At 52.7% G+C, this 15,596-nt stretch carries 18 protein-coding genes and 1 other RNA gene; 5 read left to right on the forward strand and 14 right to left on the reverse strand.

Features of this window, described 5'->3' with window-relative positions; genetic code table 11:
* Positions 1–702: AraC family transcriptional regulator (locus tag BCT27_RS01185; protein ID WP_338417991.1), on the forward strand; the 702-nt coding region annotated here is incomplete at its 5' end.
* A gap of 20 nt (positions 703–722) precedes the next feature.
* On the opposite strand, the gene BCT27_RS01190 is transcribed toward BCT27_RS01185, so the two are convergent.
* The gene (locus tag BCT27_RS01190; protein WP_102392473.1) at positions 723–1,109 is read right to left on the reverse strand and encodes a VOC family protein; all 387 of its coding nucleotides are present in this window, start codon (positions 1,107–1,109) and stop codon (positions 723–725) included.
* A gap of 322 nt (positions 1,110–1,431) precedes the next feature.
* Here BCT27_RS01190 and BCT27_RS01195 point away from each other — a divergent pair, with 322 nt between their 5' ends.
* Positions 1,432–2,355, forward strand: coding sequence for a porin (locus tag BCT27_RS01195; protein ID WP_102392472.1), 924 nt, complete (start codon positions 1,432–1,434; stop codon positions 2,353–2,355).
* Between the two features lie 477 nt (positions 2,356–2,832).
* Here the strand turns inward: BCT27_RS01195 and tesB are convergent, their stop codons facing one another.
* A complete protein-coding gene (tesB, locus tag BCT27_RS01205; protein ID WP_102392463.1) occupies positions 2,833–3,705 on the reverse strand; it encodes an acyl-CoA thioesterase II in 873 nt (290 codons plus the stop codon).
* A 226-nt stretch (positions 3,706–3,931) separates the two neighbouring features.
* Here tesB and BCT27_RS01210 point away from each other — a divergent pair, with 226 nt between their 5' ends.
* Complete coding sequence (locus BCT27_RS01210; protein ID WP_102319655.1) at positions 3,932–4,351, forward strand: YbaY family lipoprotein; 420 nt, start codon at positions 3,932–3,934, stop codon at positions 4,349–4,351.
* Between the two features lie 26 nt (positions 4,352–4,377).
* Here the strand turns inward: BCT27_RS01210 and BCT27_RS01215 are convergent, their stop codons facing one another.
* Complete coding sequence (locus BCT27_RS01215; RefSeq protein ID WP_198597492.1) at positions 4,378–4,689, reverse strand: MGMT family protein; 312 nt, start codon at positions 4,687–4,689, stop codon at positions 4,378–4,380.
* Positions 4,690–4,913: 224 nt separating this feature from the next.
* On the opposite strand from BCT27_RS01215, the gene BCT27_RS01220 reads away from it, so the two are divergent.
* Together BCT27_RS01220 and ffs are read left to right on the forward strand one after the other, a co-directional pair.
* Positions 4,914–5,657 carry a VP0952 family biofilm-associated protein gene (locus BCT27_RS01220; RefSeq protein WP_102319653.1) on the forward strand — a complete coding sequence of 248 codons (744 nt, stop codon included), beginning with the start codon at positions 4,914–4,916 and terminating at the stop codon, positions 5,655–5,657.
* A gap of 165 nt (positions 5,658–5,822) precedes the next feature.
* An RNA gene (ffs, locus tag BCT27_RS01225) (signal recognition particle sRNA small type) lies at positions 5,823–5,919 on the forward strand.
* 333 nt (positions 5,920–6,252) lie between these two features.
* Here ffs and BCT27_RS01230 read toward each other — a convergent pair.
* From BCT27_RS01230 to BCT27_RS01280, 11 genes are all read right to left on the reverse strand, one after another.
* Positions 6,253–7,275: a DUF4376 domain-containing protein gene (locus tag BCT27_RS01230; protein WP_157939222.1), complete on the reverse strand. Its 1,023-nt coding sequence runs from the start codon at positions 7,273–7,275 to the stop codon at positions 6,253–6,255.
* Complete coding sequence (locus tag BCT27_RS01235) at positions 7,275–8,033, reverse strand: phage tail protein (RefSeq protein WP_102394799.1); 759 nt, start codon at positions 8,031–8,033, stop codon at positions 7,275–7,277. Before BCT27_RS01235 ends, BCT27_RS01230 begins: the two co-directional genes overlap by 1 nt.
* Complete coding sequence (locus BCT27_RS01240; protein WP_102394800.1) at positions 8,033–8,590, reverse strand: YmfQ family protein; 558 nt, start codon at positions 8,588–8,590, stop codon at positions 8,033–8,035. The genes BCT27_RS01235 and BCT27_RS01240 overlap by 1 nt, the downstream gene beginning before the upstream one ends.
* Complete coding sequence (locus tag BCT27_RS01245) at positions 8,578–9,657, reverse strand: baseplate J/gp47 family protein (RefSeq protein WP_102394801.1); 1,080 nt, start codon at positions 9,655–9,657, stop codon at positions 8,578–8,580. Before BCT27_RS01245 ends, BCT27_RS01240 begins: the two co-directional genes overlap by 13 nt.
* Positions 9,647–10,105 (reverse strand): phage GP46 family protein, encoded by a 459-nt coding sequence (locus BCT27_RS01250; RefSeq protein WP_062710997.1) that lies wholly within the window; start codon positions 10,103–10,105, stop codon positions 9,647–9,649. The genes BCT27_RS01245 and BCT27_RS01250 overlap by 11 nt, the downstream gene beginning before the upstream one ends.
* Positions 10,102–10,692: a phage baseplate assembly protein V gene (locus BCT27_RS01255; protein WP_102394802.1), complete on the reverse strand. Its 591-nt coding sequence runs from the start codon at positions 10,690–10,692 to the stop codon at positions 10,102–10,104. Before BCT27_RS01255 ends, BCT27_RS01250 begins: the two co-directional genes overlap by 4 nt.
* Entirely contained in the window at positions 10,686–11,735 is a 1,050-nt protein-coding gene (locus BCT27_RS01260; RefSeq protein ID WP_157939223.1) for a phage baseplate assembly protein, read from the reverse strand. The genes BCT27_RS01255 and BCT27_RS01260 overlap by 7 nt, the downstream gene beginning before the upstream one ends.
* Complete coding sequence (locus BCT27_RS01265) at positions 11,728–12,933, reverse strand: DNA circularization protein (protein WP_102394804.1); 1,206 nt, start codon at positions 12,931–12,933, stop codon at positions 11,728–11,730. Before BCT27_RS01265 ends, BCT27_RS01260 begins: the two co-directional genes overlap by 8 nt.
* 9 nt (positions 12,934–12,942) lie before the next feature.
* A complete protein-coding gene (locus BCT27_RS01270) occupies positions 12,943–14,718 on the reverse strand; it encodes a phage tail tape measure protein (RefSeq protein ID WP_102394805.1) in 1,776 nt (591 codons plus the stop codon).
* A 110-nt stretch (positions 14,719–14,828) separates the two neighbouring features.
* The gene (locus BCT27_RS01275) at positions 14,829–15,221 is read right to left on the reverse strand and encodes a phage tail assembly protein (protein WP_102394806.1); all 393 of its coding nucleotides are present in this window, start codon (positions 15,219–15,221) and stop codon (positions 14,829–14,831) included.
* A gap of 12 nt (positions 15,222–15,233) precedes the next feature.
* A complete protein-coding gene (locus BCT27_RS01280; protein ID WP_102394807.1) occupies positions 15,234–15,587 on the reverse strand; it encodes a phage tail tube protein in 354 nt (117 codons plus the stop codon).
* Between the last annotated feature and the right edge of the window lie 9 nt (positions 15,588–15,596).

Below are 15,596 nucleotides of genomic sequence, written 5' to 3' on the forward strand. Positions count from 1 at the left end.
AAACTCGAAACTCGAAACTCGACAAACACAGGGGGCGCTTTGGGTATGAATGAAGGTAAGGTCATTGATGTTTGGCACGCTACGCCAATGCACGCAGGCACCGTCTTTGTTGTGCCGGATGGTTGCCGTGATGTGATTGTTACCCGTAACAACCTTGGTGTTGTCGATGCTCATGTCTCTCCACTTTTTCACACTACCCTCGCCATTGATATTCAGCCGCATCAACAGCTCACCGGTTATCGGTTGCAAGCGGGCACGGTGTTGGACGAAGACGCGTTGCTCGCCGCGTTAGCGGCAGACGAGCACGATGTGGAAGGAAAGATAGCCACGTTTGCCTCAAGCAATGGGAACTTTACCGAAGCCTTGTCTTGCATGAGCCAACGCTTGGGCTGCGTGGCGAGTATTGCCGCTGAACTTGGCGTTAGTGAGCGAACCCTCCAGCGTCATGTTCAGCAACACAGTGGTAAGTCTCCCCTATTTTGGCTGAGATTGGCGCGAATCAGGCAGAGCGCGTTGGCGCTTATTACTGTTAACAGCCTAGACAACACGCCGTCCTTGAGTGTGTGTGATATCGCCTTTGAGTTTGGTTTTTCCGATCAAGCCCACTTCTGTCGAGAGATAAAACACTGGTTCGGCGTGACGCCGGAGCAACTGAAAATCCGCCAAGATTTGATTGATCAACTTTACCAAGCCGGTTACTAACGCCTTCTTTGACTTGGTTATTATTGCGCCTGAATCGACGAGCAAATCTCGACCAAAAAACCATTGAGATCTTTCACATAGGCCGTTGTTTGTCCCCACGGCATATGTTCAACATCCTGCACCAATACGGCGCCTGCTGCGGTCGCTTTATTGAGTGACTCTTCCACCTCCTCCGTTTCAAATGCGATTTCAAAACAGGGTGCGCTTCCATCACCGCGCGATGGGTTTTTCCCCAATTGCGCCATCAATGCCAATGAAGAAAAAGAGAGCGTGGTGTCGCCAGAAGACAGTTCGCCGTAATCCCCACTTTCATGCAGCATTGCGGTTTTCATGCCAAAAGCGTTTTCGTAGAAAGCGAGCGTTGCCGCGACATCTTCCACGTACAAAATCGTGTATTTGAATTTCATGTTGAATCCTCTTCTAAGGGTTAAACACCAAAGTAACGCACACCGAAAAATAGGTATTGAAGATTCCCGACAGCATTGTGCAAGGAGAGCTTTTGAGTGTTGAAACGAACGGGCAAAGCCCCTGTGAAAGACAAGAGAACTCAAGGTGAAAACTATCAATAAGTTACATCATGCTGCGAGCCATAACCGTAAGTCATCGAATTGAAATATAGATTCACATAAAACGTCATGGTTCAGTCACTTAACCTTCATTTTTTGCGTCTACTTTTGCCTCATCAAAACATAAGTAAGCAACACCCCCATTCAATAAGGACGTTAGAAAATGAAAAAGGCAGCACTCGCTTCAGCAATTCTTTGTGCGTTGGTATCAGCACCGACCTTGGCAGCAACCGTCTATGATGCCGATGGCACCACGCTGAAAGTTGGCGGTCGTGCAGAAGCGCGTTTCAATGTTTCAGACAACAACGAAAGCACTGAAAATAGCGCATTCAAAGACAAGTCTCGTGCGCGTGTAAACCTGAAAGGTAAAACAGAAATCTCTGACGACCTTTACGGTTTCGGTAAATATGAAGCAGAATTTTCTGATGCAGATAGCTTGAAAAACCGTTACTTCTTCGCGGGCTTCGGTTTCTCTGCCGGTGAGTTTTCTTACGGCAAGCAAGACTCTGCGCAGGTTCAACTAACGGACATCACTGATGTGATGGCGACCTTCGGTGGCGATGCCGCAGACGTGGTTTCAGGAAACAAAGACAAGCGTGAAAACAACTTCGTATACGCGGGTGAGTTTAACGACCTAACACTGCAAGCAAACTACATTGCAGCCGATGAAAAAGACGCAGACAGCGTGGGTATTTCAGCGCTGTATAACGTTGGTTCTTTCTCTGTGGGCGCAGGTTACGTGACGCAAGATGCGGGTACAGACAACGATGACCAAATCAACCTTGCTGCACAGTTCAAACAAGATGCAATTACCTTGGGTGCGCTTTACACCATCGCGTCAAAAAGCAACGTGGATTACACCGGCTACGAACTGTCTGCACAGTACAAAGCAACCAAGAAACTGGCATTGGTAGGCGTTTATAACTTCGGTGAGTTCGACAACACCACCGAGGAAGAGGCTAACAACGTTGCACTTGAAGCGGTTTACAAATTCAACGGTCACCTACGTACTTACGCAGGTTACAAATTTGAAGGCGTAACGGGTAAAGAAGACCAACTGCAAGCGGGCATCCGTTACGATTTCTAATCGCTAGTTCTCCTTTTAAAACTCCTCGAAAACACCAAAGGCCAGTCTCCCTACTGGCCTTTTTTCGATCTCATGTTTTGGCTTTGGCTTTGGCTTTGGCTTTGGCTTTGGCTTTGGCTTTGGCTTTGGCTTTGGCTTTGGCTTTGGCTTTGGCTTTGGCTTTGCTTTTGATCCCCTCCACTTTTCAAGGGGAGGGCTAGGGAGGGGTTATGCTCTTGGTGTTTTTGCTGGCAGTCGACTCAGTGCGATGAACCGGATAGAAAGCACTTGGCTCGATGAGTCAACAACCCCCTCCCAACCTCCCCCTTGGAAAGTTGGAGGAGCAAAATAAAAGCATTCGGTTTCGTATTTACGCGTTGTTTGCGATTTCAATTGGAAAGCTCGAGGAAAAAGAACCAAAGCGCAGTGTTATGCGCTCTGGCTTTGCTTTTGATCCCCTCCACTTTTCAAGGGGAGGGTTAGGGAGGGGTTATTGCTCTAGGCGCGTTTTGGTGCGCTGCTGCGCATCAAGCCTTCTTGCACTGCAGAGGCCACCAATTCACCTTTTTGGTTAAAGATTTCACCGCGCACAATGCCACGCGAGCCGCTGGCTGACGGGCTATCAATCACGAACAACAGCCACTCATCCATGCGAAATTCTCGGTGATACCACATGGAATGATCAATGGTTGCCACCTTCAATCCTGGTGTCATCAAACTCACGCCATGCGGTTGCAATGCCGTGGTCAAAAAGCCCCAGTCAGAGGCGTATGCCAACACATACTGATGAATGCGGAAATCGTCCGACATCTTGCCGTTCGCACGGATCCAAAGGTACTGCTTTGGCTCAACAATATGCGGCGTGAGCGGGTTAATAACATGAACAGGGCGAACCTCGATAGGGCGCTCACCACCGAAGGTTTCAATCACCTTCTTCGGCAAATGCTCAGCGATTTCATCTACCAAGGCTTTTTCAGATTTCAATGTTTCAGGGCCAACCACATCCGGCATGGTCGATTGGTGCTCAAAACCCGGCTCGTGTTCTTGATACGATGCCGTGAGATAGAAGATCGGCTTACCAAATTGAATCGCCTTCACACGACGGGTGCTAAAACTCACGCCATCACGCAAGGTTTCGACATCATAAACAATCGGCTTTTCAGGGTTTCCAGGGCGAAGAAAATAGCTGTGGAAAGAATGCACAAAACGATCGCTGCTGACCGTGCCCGTTGAAGCAGAAAGTGCCTGACCAATTACTTGGCCGCCATACACTTGCGGCAAACCCAAGTTTTCACTTTGTCCGCGATACAAGCCTTCTTCGATCTGCTCGAGTTTCAGAAGGGACAGTAATTCGTCCAGTTTATCGCTCATAAATCCCCTAACGCGTTGTTTGCGAAGCAATTGACAGAAAAATGACAGAACTCTCTCAATTTACCGATAATTTCGAACTTTTCCAGAGGTTATGCTCTCTAACGCTACGCAGTGCTGATTAACAGAGTGTGATCTTAAATCCACAATTTAGGAAGGGTTGAGTTCAAGCGCGTGTTACACTGTTGTTAGCATTGTCATTATTGGTCGTTTTGTTGGAGTTTGTACCATGAAAAAGGTGTTTTTTGGTTTCTTTGCAGCGTTAATCGCACTCGCGTTTACGGCATGCAGTGACATCATGGCAGATCAAGATATGGCAACAGTTGATGGCGAGGTGTTCTACCTCCAACGTATCGCTTTACCAGACAATGCTAAATTGACCGTGACATTGGCAGACGTCTCGCTTGCAGACGCCCCAATGGAAGTGATTAGCAGCCAATCCTACGTGACAGAAGGCAAGCAAGTGCCACTGCCATTTAGCCTAAGCTACTCACCAAGCGAAATTAAGCCGGGTCATACTTATAACGTCAGTGCACGCATTGAAGTGAATGGCGAATTGGTGTTCATCAGCGACACTGCACACCAAGTAATTAATGACCCAGCGGCGACACAGAACATCAAGGTTCAAGTGGTTAGCGCAGCGCGTTAATCCGACGTGAAAAATGCCAGCAACCGCTAGGCAGGTTCACCATCCCATTTGAAACGGCGCAACGAAATTGCGCCGTTTTCTTTTACCTCAACCCCATCCTCTAACAGCAATTCGCGCTGATCGATAAAGCGGGCACCCTTCAGCGAAATCATGCCTTTACCGTTGACCACGCGAAACCAAGGCAAGCGACTTTCCTTCGGCAATCGCCCTAAAAGCTTTCCAACATGACGCGCATGACGGGGGAACCCCGCAATTTTTGCGACATCACCGTAAGTTGTTACTTTTCCTTTCGGGATCTGCACGAGCACCGCATAGATTTGATCATCAAAATTGGGCATATTGGATTGAGATAACGCAACATTAAGAAAACAGACAGTCCCCATCATAGCGCAAACAAAAATACCCAGTAGCATGATTTAACCATGGTTAACCCCAAGCAACTGAACACAACAGCGCTGATATAAAACCACCAACAAAAGGGGACTGGGTAGTACAACGCATTTAGGGAATCGCTGGTCTCAACCAGCAAAATATCGACATACAAGCGCAAGGAGGTGCAGCTATGTGGTATTCAACAATGTTAATGGTCACCGCTGCAGTGACCGTCATCGGCGCCGCTTTTTCACTCGCCATCACCAACGGTGATATTCCGCTGCTGGCCTATGTCATCCCCGCACTTTTCCTCATCGGTAACGGTGGCGCAGCCGTGTGGCTACTTGTGATTGGCCTTGTGGGTTTCGGCGCCATGGTGCCCTTGCAGCCAGTCGCCATATCCCTCAGCTTATGGATGATATTGCCCGCCCTTGTCCTCATGGCAGGCGAGCGCCGCAACTGGCAAGTGTCCATCCTTGTGCTGTCCGTTGTTATCGCCATGGAGTGCGGCGTACTCGCGCTGCAAGGTGATGAGAAGCTCGGTGGCGCGATGCGCTATACCTTGATGCAAATCTTCTGTGTCGTCCTTGTGTGGCTTTCTGCTTACTTCTGGAAACCCGTCACCAAAATCAGCTGGTGGCCAGCCGCCTTGATTGTAGGCTTGCTAGCGGGCGGATTGCCTCAAGGCGCTATGCTCGCGTTCTGTGGCAGCGTGTTAGTGCTATCACTGCAAGAGCTACAACGCGTCAGTGACGGCAACCGCGGCGACAAGCTCACCGTGATTTTACCCGCCATTGGTTTTGCGACCATCGTGGTGATCCCGCAATTCTCCGTGCCCAACCCCGTATTCGTGGCGTGGCTGTTATCGCTCACCATCGCATGGCTGGGGGATTACCTGCTCAACGCAGAAAATGAAGAGGAAGAAGAGGAGTAGAGAGTGAGTCGCACGCTGAAATGGACGTAAGCGGACAAAATCTCAGCACTCACACCCTGAATGCCGGATAAGCCCTTGCATTGGTGCCAGCCTTCTTACATAATGCGCCCGAACCGAAAGTTTCTTTTAAAAGAAAAGTTTGGTGTAACAAATCTATGGAGGCCCTATTGGTTCTCCCGCAACGCTATCTTGTGTAATGGGTCAGATCCGGAAGGAAGCAGCCCCCGCTTGGGACGTGTGTGCCGGGATGTAGCTGGTAGGGCTTCCACCCAATCTAAGCCCTCCTGTTTTACTTCATACGTGACACCTTACAGGGTCATTGATTGATTCCCCTTTCTATACCTGATTGAAACGCAACTGTTCGCGTAGCTTCACCCCTTTTCTATATTTTTATCCCCGTTTGTGTGCTCTTGAGCGTTCACTGAAGCGTCTATGTCTCTTGGAATCACCGTCCAATAATCATCAACAAAGTGTAGCCCGCCGCGCGAAATGGTAAGTGAAACCGCTTAATCTGGAACGTAAATCGAATACCAAATTAAGCGGTTTATTTAGCTTTTCTTTAAACGGGTTTTAAATGGCCTTTAACTCTTCCTTACTATTCCAACCAGCCCACGCTAAACGCCAACACATCATCAAACTCGGCAATTTGGTCTAAGTCTCGTTTCATGGCTCGCTGTCTGTCGTGGATCATAAAACCTTGAAGGTTAATGGCGGCTTTTACTTGTTTTAACACTTCTATCGTCATGCCTTCATGATCGACATTATTGGCATCAGTCCAATAAGGCGGCATCGAGTCAGACAGTATGGTTGAATCAATCCTCAAACGTGCTTCAGGCCCTGCGTCCCACTCGGCACCATTTGCAGTGACGGTCGTGCTTGGGTCATTTTCCAGTGATGCGCGCCATGCGTTGATCTCTTCTCTCTTTGCTTCCTTGGCGCGGTCAATGCTCTGCACCCAACCTTCTGCTGTGTATTCGTGGTATGGGGTAGGAGGTTCATCAAACGTCCATCCCTCTTTTATAGGGCCAATATCAGTCACGTATTCGGTGTGTCGGCATTCTGCTTTGTTATAAATCAGCGTATCCCTGTGGTCTTCGATTTGCTGCCAGCTGCCTTCCACCAATCTTGGTATATAACCTTCTTCAATGGAGGGTGGGCGCTCCCAAGTGCAGGATTCAGGCAATTCAAAATAGGTCTCTGACACGACATATTCATTGGCCCATTCATCCCAAAAAGATTCGCCAATCTTTATGTCGAATATTTGCCATTGCTCACCATCATGCAACACGGCCTGTTTGAGTGGGTCATGTGCTGGTGGCGGGGTTTCAATCATGCCTTCTGGTAGAGCGCCATCAGGCGAGCCCACGAGATAGTGTTGACCCTCGATTGAATAGTAAGGTGCGAGCGTCTTGTCTTCGATTTCTTCTGACCATGTGCCGATGCCCCGATCGAAGCGCGCAATCAGGCCATCGGCAGAAGGGCTGTATATCGTTTCGGTGTAGTCATTACCGAGCGCTGTGCCTTTGGCTACATGCTGTTGCTCATTACCAAGCCACCAACCTTGGGGTGACAGTCGAGAAACGTTCAAAACGACAGATTGCGGTTGAATGTTGTTCATTAGGCAAGCCTTACTATCCAGTTGCATTTGAGGTGGTCGATGGTGTTCTTGAGTGCGCCATTCAGCGCGATGGTGAGGCTGTGGCCATGCTCCCCAAGCGCGACATAGTGATTGTGATTCCCTGCCGCGTTGATACGTCCAACGGTTGCGGCACCAAGTTGATCATCTGTTCCGACAGGGTATGGTCCTCCATAAGACGAATTCCAGTTGATGTCATTACCTCTATATATCGTCTGTGAGTGGGCGTGGTTTCCGGTTGTATTTGTGTATTTAGTGCCAAGGTTTGTACTGCTGACACTTGAGCCTTCATGACCATGCGATTTCACTTGACCCTCAGCAAACGCGCCGACGGTCTCGCCGTCTTCTTTACCGATAAGGCCACGGCCGCGCATGTCGGGAATGATGCCATCAGGAAAGAGAGAGGCTGTTACGGGAAAAAGCTCGGTATCAAAGGCTTGGCCTTTCATGATGGCCCAGCCTTCGGGGGCGGTGTCTGACATCAAAGGTTGGGGCGTTCCCACGGGCAAGGCTGTGAACTGAATCAAACGAGAAAGATGGTCAAAATTGTCGGGGTCAAAGGGGACGCCGTAACGCGTGAGTGCGGTCTGAAATTCGCGAATGACAGCGTTAAACCAGTCGGCCCCTGGATAGCTTGGCGCGTCGTCCTCATTGCTTTCACTGAAGTAGCCGCCAATCCCTTCACGTGATTTGATAGCGGGTATCTGTTCGACCTGAGAGCCATTGTTGAGCAAATGCATTATTGATTACCTTCATAGACAAATTCGTAGTATTTCCCGCCGAGCTTGAATTGCTTGAGGGTGCATTCAAGGGTGTTGGCATCGCCTTCGTCTGTGCCATGCACGCGGATACGCAAAAGGTGACGGTACTTTTCTTCATAAAGGGGATAGGTGCAGCCTCGAAGGCAGTGATGCGGAAAGTGTTCTTCGACCGTAATCTGAAAGCCTAAATCTGCACCGCGTTGTTCGATGTTCCACGCTTGCAGACGGCCTTTTCGTTGGTCTTTTTCAACGGCAGCGGCTTGGCGCTCTGCTATTTGTTGTTGCGGTGCGCCGCACTCGGGTAAACCCAAGTACTGTTCGTATTCGTCGAGTAGTTCGCGCGCATTGGCGGGGGTCATCTCTTGTTGGAGCGCATCCGCTTGGGCATCAATGTCGGCCAATTGTTTGGCCAATGCACGAAGCAGTTTGGTTTGATTCGCCTCATCATCACGCGGCCAAGCAAGGCCCTGTGGCATCAGCTGCTGCAGGACATCAAGCCAAGCCTCTGTCGATTGGGCGGCGGTCACTCTATCCATTGCGGTGCCTCGAAGGTGATGAGCTCATCGCTTTGGCTGATGATATCGCTGGCAAGTGGGGTGGCGTAATCCATCACGCCCGATGCGGTGCCAATGGCCGTGCGCACTTGAGACAGTAAAATGCGGCTTCCAGGGCTTGCGAATTGGCGCTCTAACTCGGTAAGTTGTGCCACGACAGCGGCACGAGTTTCTGCGGTGTCGGGTGTGAGTGTGATGGCCAATTGAACGGGTTTTATACGCAGCGTAAACAACACAGTTTCAATGCCTGCAGGGCGGCCCACCTCGACGCCCGTTGCAGGGTCGCTATGACGATAGATATAGTCTTTCACTTCTTGGATTTTTGCAGCAGATGGCAAGAGGTCATCATTGCCATCGCAGACAAAGGTTAGGCCCACGGTGCTGCCGCCTTGCCATGCATCGTACGCCCAGGCGCGGGTCACGCTCGGCACTTCGGTTGCCCAAGCTCTGTAATCATGCAGCGCACCGCCCATGGGTGGGTATTGTTTGCGAAACCACAAACGGCGCAAGAGTTCAGCAATGGGCTCAATGTCTGCGCCTCCTTCGAGGGTGCGCACGGTGGCTTGGTTGTGAATGCCTGGCACGGGGCTAACGAGCGTCAGCACGTCGTCTGCATTAAGGTTGCCCACTTTCCCTGCTTGCTCGGCTTCAATCGCAGCAATGATGCGGCTGTCTTCGGGCAAGGTGGCGAAGGTCACGAGATAGCGTGAACCGTTCGCGGCAGTGAGCACTGAATCAAGGGGCAATTGCGCATTATCAGACACCGTAAAAGTGGCATGCCCTTTGGCCTTTTGTGGCAGCTTGCGCGGCACGCCTTCATAAGCGGCGCGGGTTTCAATGGTGCTATCGTCGCTTTCGGCGGTCGGCACAATTTGTTTGGCCAGCCACTGCAGTTGGTCATGCAAATCACGCTTGGCCGCGCCTACTGAAAATGCGATGGCGCGCTCTGCGCAGACCACGGGTAAATGGGCATTAAGGCCAAGTTCAAGCGAGATATCGCCTTCGATTTGTTGGATAGACTCGGCAAGCGTTGGCGGGTTATAGGGCATGTGACACCTCACCGCGTAACGTGTGCGCGGCCCATCGCAGGCTGATGCCGTAACGCATCACCGTGTCATCGGGTTTGGTGATGGTGATATCTAGGCGCAAGCGCTCGCGGCCTTGACGTGACGCCGTTACGCGGTAGCGTTTGGCTATCCCTTTAAGCAGTGGCACCAGGGCTTCACTGGCGTAATCTTCTGCGCGCTGCAGTGTGGTGGTGGTGAGCTTTTCACGGGCAAGCAGCCAAAGGCGAGAGCCCCATGGCGACGCGGCAAAGCTGTCACCTGGCCAACCACGACGGTCGGTTGTGCCAGCGGGTAAGGCGTCGCTGTCTTTGGCGCGGGCATCCGTCATCAGCATCATAAAGACCAGCGAGTTGAGGCCATCGTCCTCTGCCAGTTTTCCATCTTCGATGCTGTGGTCTGCGCCGTTCTGGTGCCAATAAGTGCCAATCATTGTGGGCCGTCCGTTAGGTTGTCTTTGCCGTTTTCGTTGTGTTTGTGGGTTTCAGATTCCACGCCTTTAAAGGTGCCGCCTTGCTGGCCAATAACACGGCCTGCAGCTGTACAATTTCCGCCGATGTTCACATCACCAGAAAACGTTGCGGTAGGGGTGGTTATAACAACCGATTCGGTGGCGGTGATATTTACCTGTTTCACTGAAATGTTCAGGGTATCTGCGCTAAGCTCGCCCGTTTTATCTCGGGTCAGTTTCAAAAAGTGGCCCTGGGCATGATACAGCGCGCTATCCCCTGGCTGCAGGTCTTTCAGTCTTACGCCTTTGTCTTCGGCGCAGATAACAATGAGGTTCGAACGGTTACCGTTCAGGGCCAGCGTGATGGCTTCGGAGCCTGTTGGCGGCACACTGGTGTGGCCATAGTTTTGCCAGCGTTCAATGTCGCTGTCGGTTTCGCCTGCCAAGGTTTGGATTTGAAGCTGTTGGCGTTGGGTGCTGTCGCTCACGATACGCAGCACGGCGCGATCAACCATTAACTGTAATCGGCGTTTAACGGGCATTAAAAGGCGGTTAAACGCGGTTACCATGCGGCCACCTGCTGGGTGTCTTTGGCGGTTTCAATGGGAATGTCCATCGCTTTGGGGGGTACTAAACCGAGCACCGTGGTGCGGCCTTGGTCGTCTTCAAGTCGGGTCAGCGAGGCAATGAGCAACACGTCATCGATCCCTTGAATGGGGTCGAGCACCTTGATACGGCGGTTCAATGGCCACAGCATCCCATTGGGCATGCGCCAGCCTTGTACCGTGATTTCTGTGGTGGTGGCGTGTGCAAGGGCACGTTGCTTTTGCCATTGGCCTCGACGGCTTGCGCCATCAGCGGTGAAGACTTCTTCTGAGAGAATGATTTTCGGGCGATAGCGTGTGATGTCGCTGTCATTGACTGACACGGATTGGCCGCCGACACGGGCGGGGCTTTGTGCATCAAAGGCTGCACCATTGCCGACGCCTTTGATAATGTACTGACTGAAACGCTCTGACTCACTAAAGCGGCCCCGTGCGGCCAAGATGTTTTGCCCGAGCACCAAGGCGGTGTGCAGCTGTATGTCACTGGCACGGGCGATCACCAAGTTGCCGTTCGCGTTGCTGGTAAGCAACACGCCCCGTTGACGGGCCAAGCGCTCTAGCAGTTCAAAAGGCGATTCGCCTTGCTCAAGTCGAACCGTGGTGAACGGCCCACCAATGTCGGTTTGTATCTCCACCGCAATGCCATAAGGGCGGCAGATTTCAGCAGCAAGAGTGGCCAGCGTGACGTGTTTCCACTCCCCCGATGGGTGAACCAATGACGACTCGACCAGGTCTTTGGTTTTGCACCGTGCGGTGATGTGATAGCTGAGCGTGTTGGCGTCATAGCTTGGCACGCGTTCGGCGATGTAACCTGTAGCAACTTTGTCCTCACCGATGAAGATTTCCACGGGCATGCCTTCACGAAGGGGCAGCGCCTCGGCATCTTGCCAACTGCGGGTGATGCTGAATTGATGCTCACCCGTCACAGCAGACAACGCGCGGGTCGTGCTGACTTGCTTCCAGCCTTGCCAGACGCGGCCCCCGATTTTCAATGACACCTTATCCATTGCTGTTCTCCAACACATCTACATTGCCCGTCACAAACGCGGGGCGAGACAGGCGATTGCGTTTGACGATGTCATCGCGTTGCTGTGCGTCGCCTGTGATGTGGTAGGCGAGCAAAGCCGAGGGAGTAGGGCGCTCAATCGAGACGGTGCGCATTCTCGGCAATTGGCGTGCGCGGGTTTTGATGTCCTCGACCACGGATAGGCGCAAAGCCCTCAGTGTTCGCCAGCCATCGCGGTTGCCATCTTCCACGGCGCGTGCGGCTTGGGTCGCCAGTGACGTTGTCATCGAGGTGGCCGCTTGTTCGGCTTGTTGGCTGTCGGTCAGTTCACCGTTGGCAATGGCATTGGCTTTGCCTGTCACCACGGCGGTGAGCATCAAATCGAGGGCGGTTAGCTGTTGAGCCTGTTCGGGTGTTGTCGCAGAGCGGGTAGGGTTCAGTGCTTCGCGTTCTCCTTGCCAGCGCTGCGCCAGTTGATCGTAAATGCTGAGTGACAAGGGCAATTCTGTGACCAGGTCTTTCACACGAAAAAGAAGATCCGTGATGTCCCTGGCTTGTTGCCCTGGGTAGGTTAAGCCGCGCGTGACCGAGGATTTGACGCGGCCCAGCCTGTTCACCCATTCGCCTGTTTGCTCCGGCAGCCCTGGCAAGTTGTTCACCGTGTTATCGAGGCTGTCGAGCAACCCATCAAGATGGTCGGCCATCGATGTCGCTTGCTCGGGCGTCAGTGCTTCGGTCACTTGGGCAAAGCGCTCACATTGCGCGTCATTGGCGGCGCGTGCTTGCTCGGTGACGGCTTGCTGCGTGTCGCGTTGGTCTGCAGGGAAAAGCCGATCACTGACGGCGAAAATCTGAAACGACAGGCGGCAGATATCGCGCTCGTTGTTGTCGAAATCGTAATTTACGTCACCAACTTGCACCTGACGAATGCCCCAATAGGGATGCACCAGTTCACCTGGCCCCGCGACGTTTAAGGCATCAAGCAATTGCTGACATTGGGTTTGCGCGGTGGGGCCGACCAGGACGGCTTTGATGGTTTCGACATTGAGCGCGCCGCCGTTGTCTTCTGGCCAGCCTAGGTTGCTCTTGGGGTATTCATGGGGCACGGTGCGGCGGCCTGTTTTGCCGCGCACTGTGCTTAGTAGAAAAGGAACGCCACGAAAGGCGGCGTCACGTCGGTCTTGCCATTGTGCTTGCATCTCGCCCCCTTAATCGGCCATCGATAAGCCGTGATCGACCGTGAGCGGAATGCCGTTGTAGCGCACGTCCGCGCTTTTAATGCGGGTGCGGTTCTCGTGCATTTCGATGGCGATCTTGCCTCGGATTTCCCCAGACTCCGGCGCTTGGGAAGGGGCCCCTTGTCCACTGAACCAGCCTGATATTTCGTCAAACACATCCAGTAAGCCCGCACCTGGCACGAACGACGACGGCATGCCTGTGGTATCGACGTCAGATTGACGACGAATGTCGATGGGGGAGAAGTCAGGGGCCAAGTTCATCAGGCCATATCCAATGCCTGTACTTTGTGCTGCCGCGTTGAGCCAGCGCATTTTGCCCGCGCCTTTGCCCTGTTTCCCTATTCCACCGCTCACGCTACCAGGTAGGGCATTGGCGGTGGGCATGTTCACCACATAGACGGGGGTGACGCCTCCTGAGAGGGTATTAGCGGCATTACCCGCACCGCCTTTTTTGCCGAACACGGCTTTTAAATCTTTGGCGACACCCAGCGCTTTGCGGGCGGCGATGAGTCCGGCCACGGTCACGCCGATGTTTTTGCCAAGCTGCAGCCAGCGGTCAAGGGTGTCGGCGTCCAAGCTGTTGACCGCATCGGCGAGATCTTGAAACGGGCCTGCCAGCTCTCGTTGCGTGAGTCGGTGGACGGCGGTCATCAAATTATCGACGCTGGCTTGGTAGTCCTTGGCTACCTTGGCCGCATCTTGCATTGTGGTGCTGCCGTCAGCGGTCACAGACAGAAATTGATCAAAGGCGTTGATGCTGCCATTAGCGGAAAACTCCCCCATCAAGGGCTTTAAGGCGCGCATGGCTTCTTCGCCAAACTTGATGGTGTTGAGGGCTTGGCTCATGGTGTAGGTCTGGCTTGTGCCTGCTTGAGTGATGATGTCTTTCATCAGATCGGGTAATGGGCGCATCACTTCTACGCCTTGCTTGAGCTTGTCAGGGTCGAACACGTTAATGCCTGCCAATTCTTTGAGCTTTTTCACTTTGTCGGGGGTGGTCACTTCTCGGATAAACGCTTCATACGCGGTCACGGCTTGGTCGTCAGAGCCTGCACCGCTTCGAATGACCTGCATGGCGGCACCCAGTTCAAGCACAGCCTCAACACCTTGGCGACCTGTTGCGGCATAGGTGGACAGCAGCCGCTCACCTTGGGCGGCGAACGAGGCCATGGTGAACGCGCCGCTTTTACCTTGCACGTTCAAGGTGTCCATGGCTGTCATGACTTCTTGTTGGGTTTCTACTGAGAGCTTTTTGAGTTGAGTAAGCACGGCACCGATGTGACCACCTGTTGCGCCCGTGGCTTGAGAAAACAGCGCAATGTTGCCCATGTTCTGGCGGGCAAAGTCGATATCACCGAGTTTTTCCATCACTACCTCTAGCCCTTCGAGGGTTTGGGTGGGATCGATACGGATTCCCTCAGAGCGGGAAATGTTCTCAATCTCTTTGTACAAGGCGCGGGTTTGTTCTTTGGTGAGATCTGCTGCCACGGATAAACGCGACAGACGGCGGTCAAGGGTGACCAATCTGTTGGCGACTGCGCCACCTGCTACCGTGGCCACCAAGGCGGTGTAACGGTTTTCCATGGCGTCTAGCCCTTTGTTGACGCCTTTCACCACGTGGCGAAACCCTTTGGCCATGTGTGATTGACTTGCCGCAAATTTCTTCATGTCGTTGGAATAAGTGCGGGCTTTTTGGCTGAGGTTCCCCGACAGGTTAATGACGATTTCACTGTTTAGTGTGCTCATGGTGTTTTGCCTTTAATGCGAGTAAGTGGTCAAACAGCCAGGTGACGGGTTTATCGAGAAAGTGCTCGATAGAGGTGAAATGTCGGCTCGCCAGCGCAAGCACGACCTGTTCAAGTTCGCTCGCCTGACTGCTCCAATCGCCCCCGCTTTTCCGCCACCCCCACGGCAGCATCGAGGCGTTCGGCTTGTTCATTGAGCAGGGCAAAATCGTCCACATGCAGCCCATACAATTGTCGCTCTGACAGTGGGCCTTGAATGTCGCCAATCGAGGCCACTTGGCGGCATAAAAGCTCAATGCCCATCTTGACCTCAGAGACCACCGTGATGCCTCTCTCTGTGCCTGTTTGAGGGTCAGGCACAAACACCACTTGTTCGGCTTTGGTGCGCGCCTCAATCACATCGCGGGTGGTGAGCTCACGCAGTACCACGTCATAGTGCGGCTCTGCGTCCTGACCTTTGCCAAAGAGAAGGCCATGCTCAAGGCTAAATTCAATCTTTGCCATGGGGTGCCTCGCTTAAATGCGTTTGCATTGTTTGCCTATGAATTTGCCGCCCGTCTCGCCGTTGTCTTCGTCGAGCTCGGCGGGGTTTTCCAGGGCGCTGCCTGTCATCATGTAAGTGAGGCCGTTGTCAGCCTCAAACACGATGGTGACGTTCTCCATGTCATTAATGGCTTGCACGTCGGTGTCACTGTCTACCACCAACTTGAAGTCGAGCGAGGGGGCGACAAAGCGTTTGCTGTTGCCCCAGACGCGACCGCCACCACCGTGAGAGGTGCGGTTAAAGCCGCCAGGGTTGAGGCGCGCGCCGCCCTTGGTTTTGAGCTCATCGCCATTGGCGCGAATTTTGGCGTATCCGAGAATAGACATCGGTGTTTC

Origin of the sequence: Enterovibrio norvegicus (genome assembly GCF_002876705.1) — a bacterium.
GTDB classification, from domain to species: Bacteria; Pseudomonadota; Gammaproteobacteria; order Enterobacterales; family Vibrionaceae; genus Enterovibrio; species Enterovibrio norvegicus_B.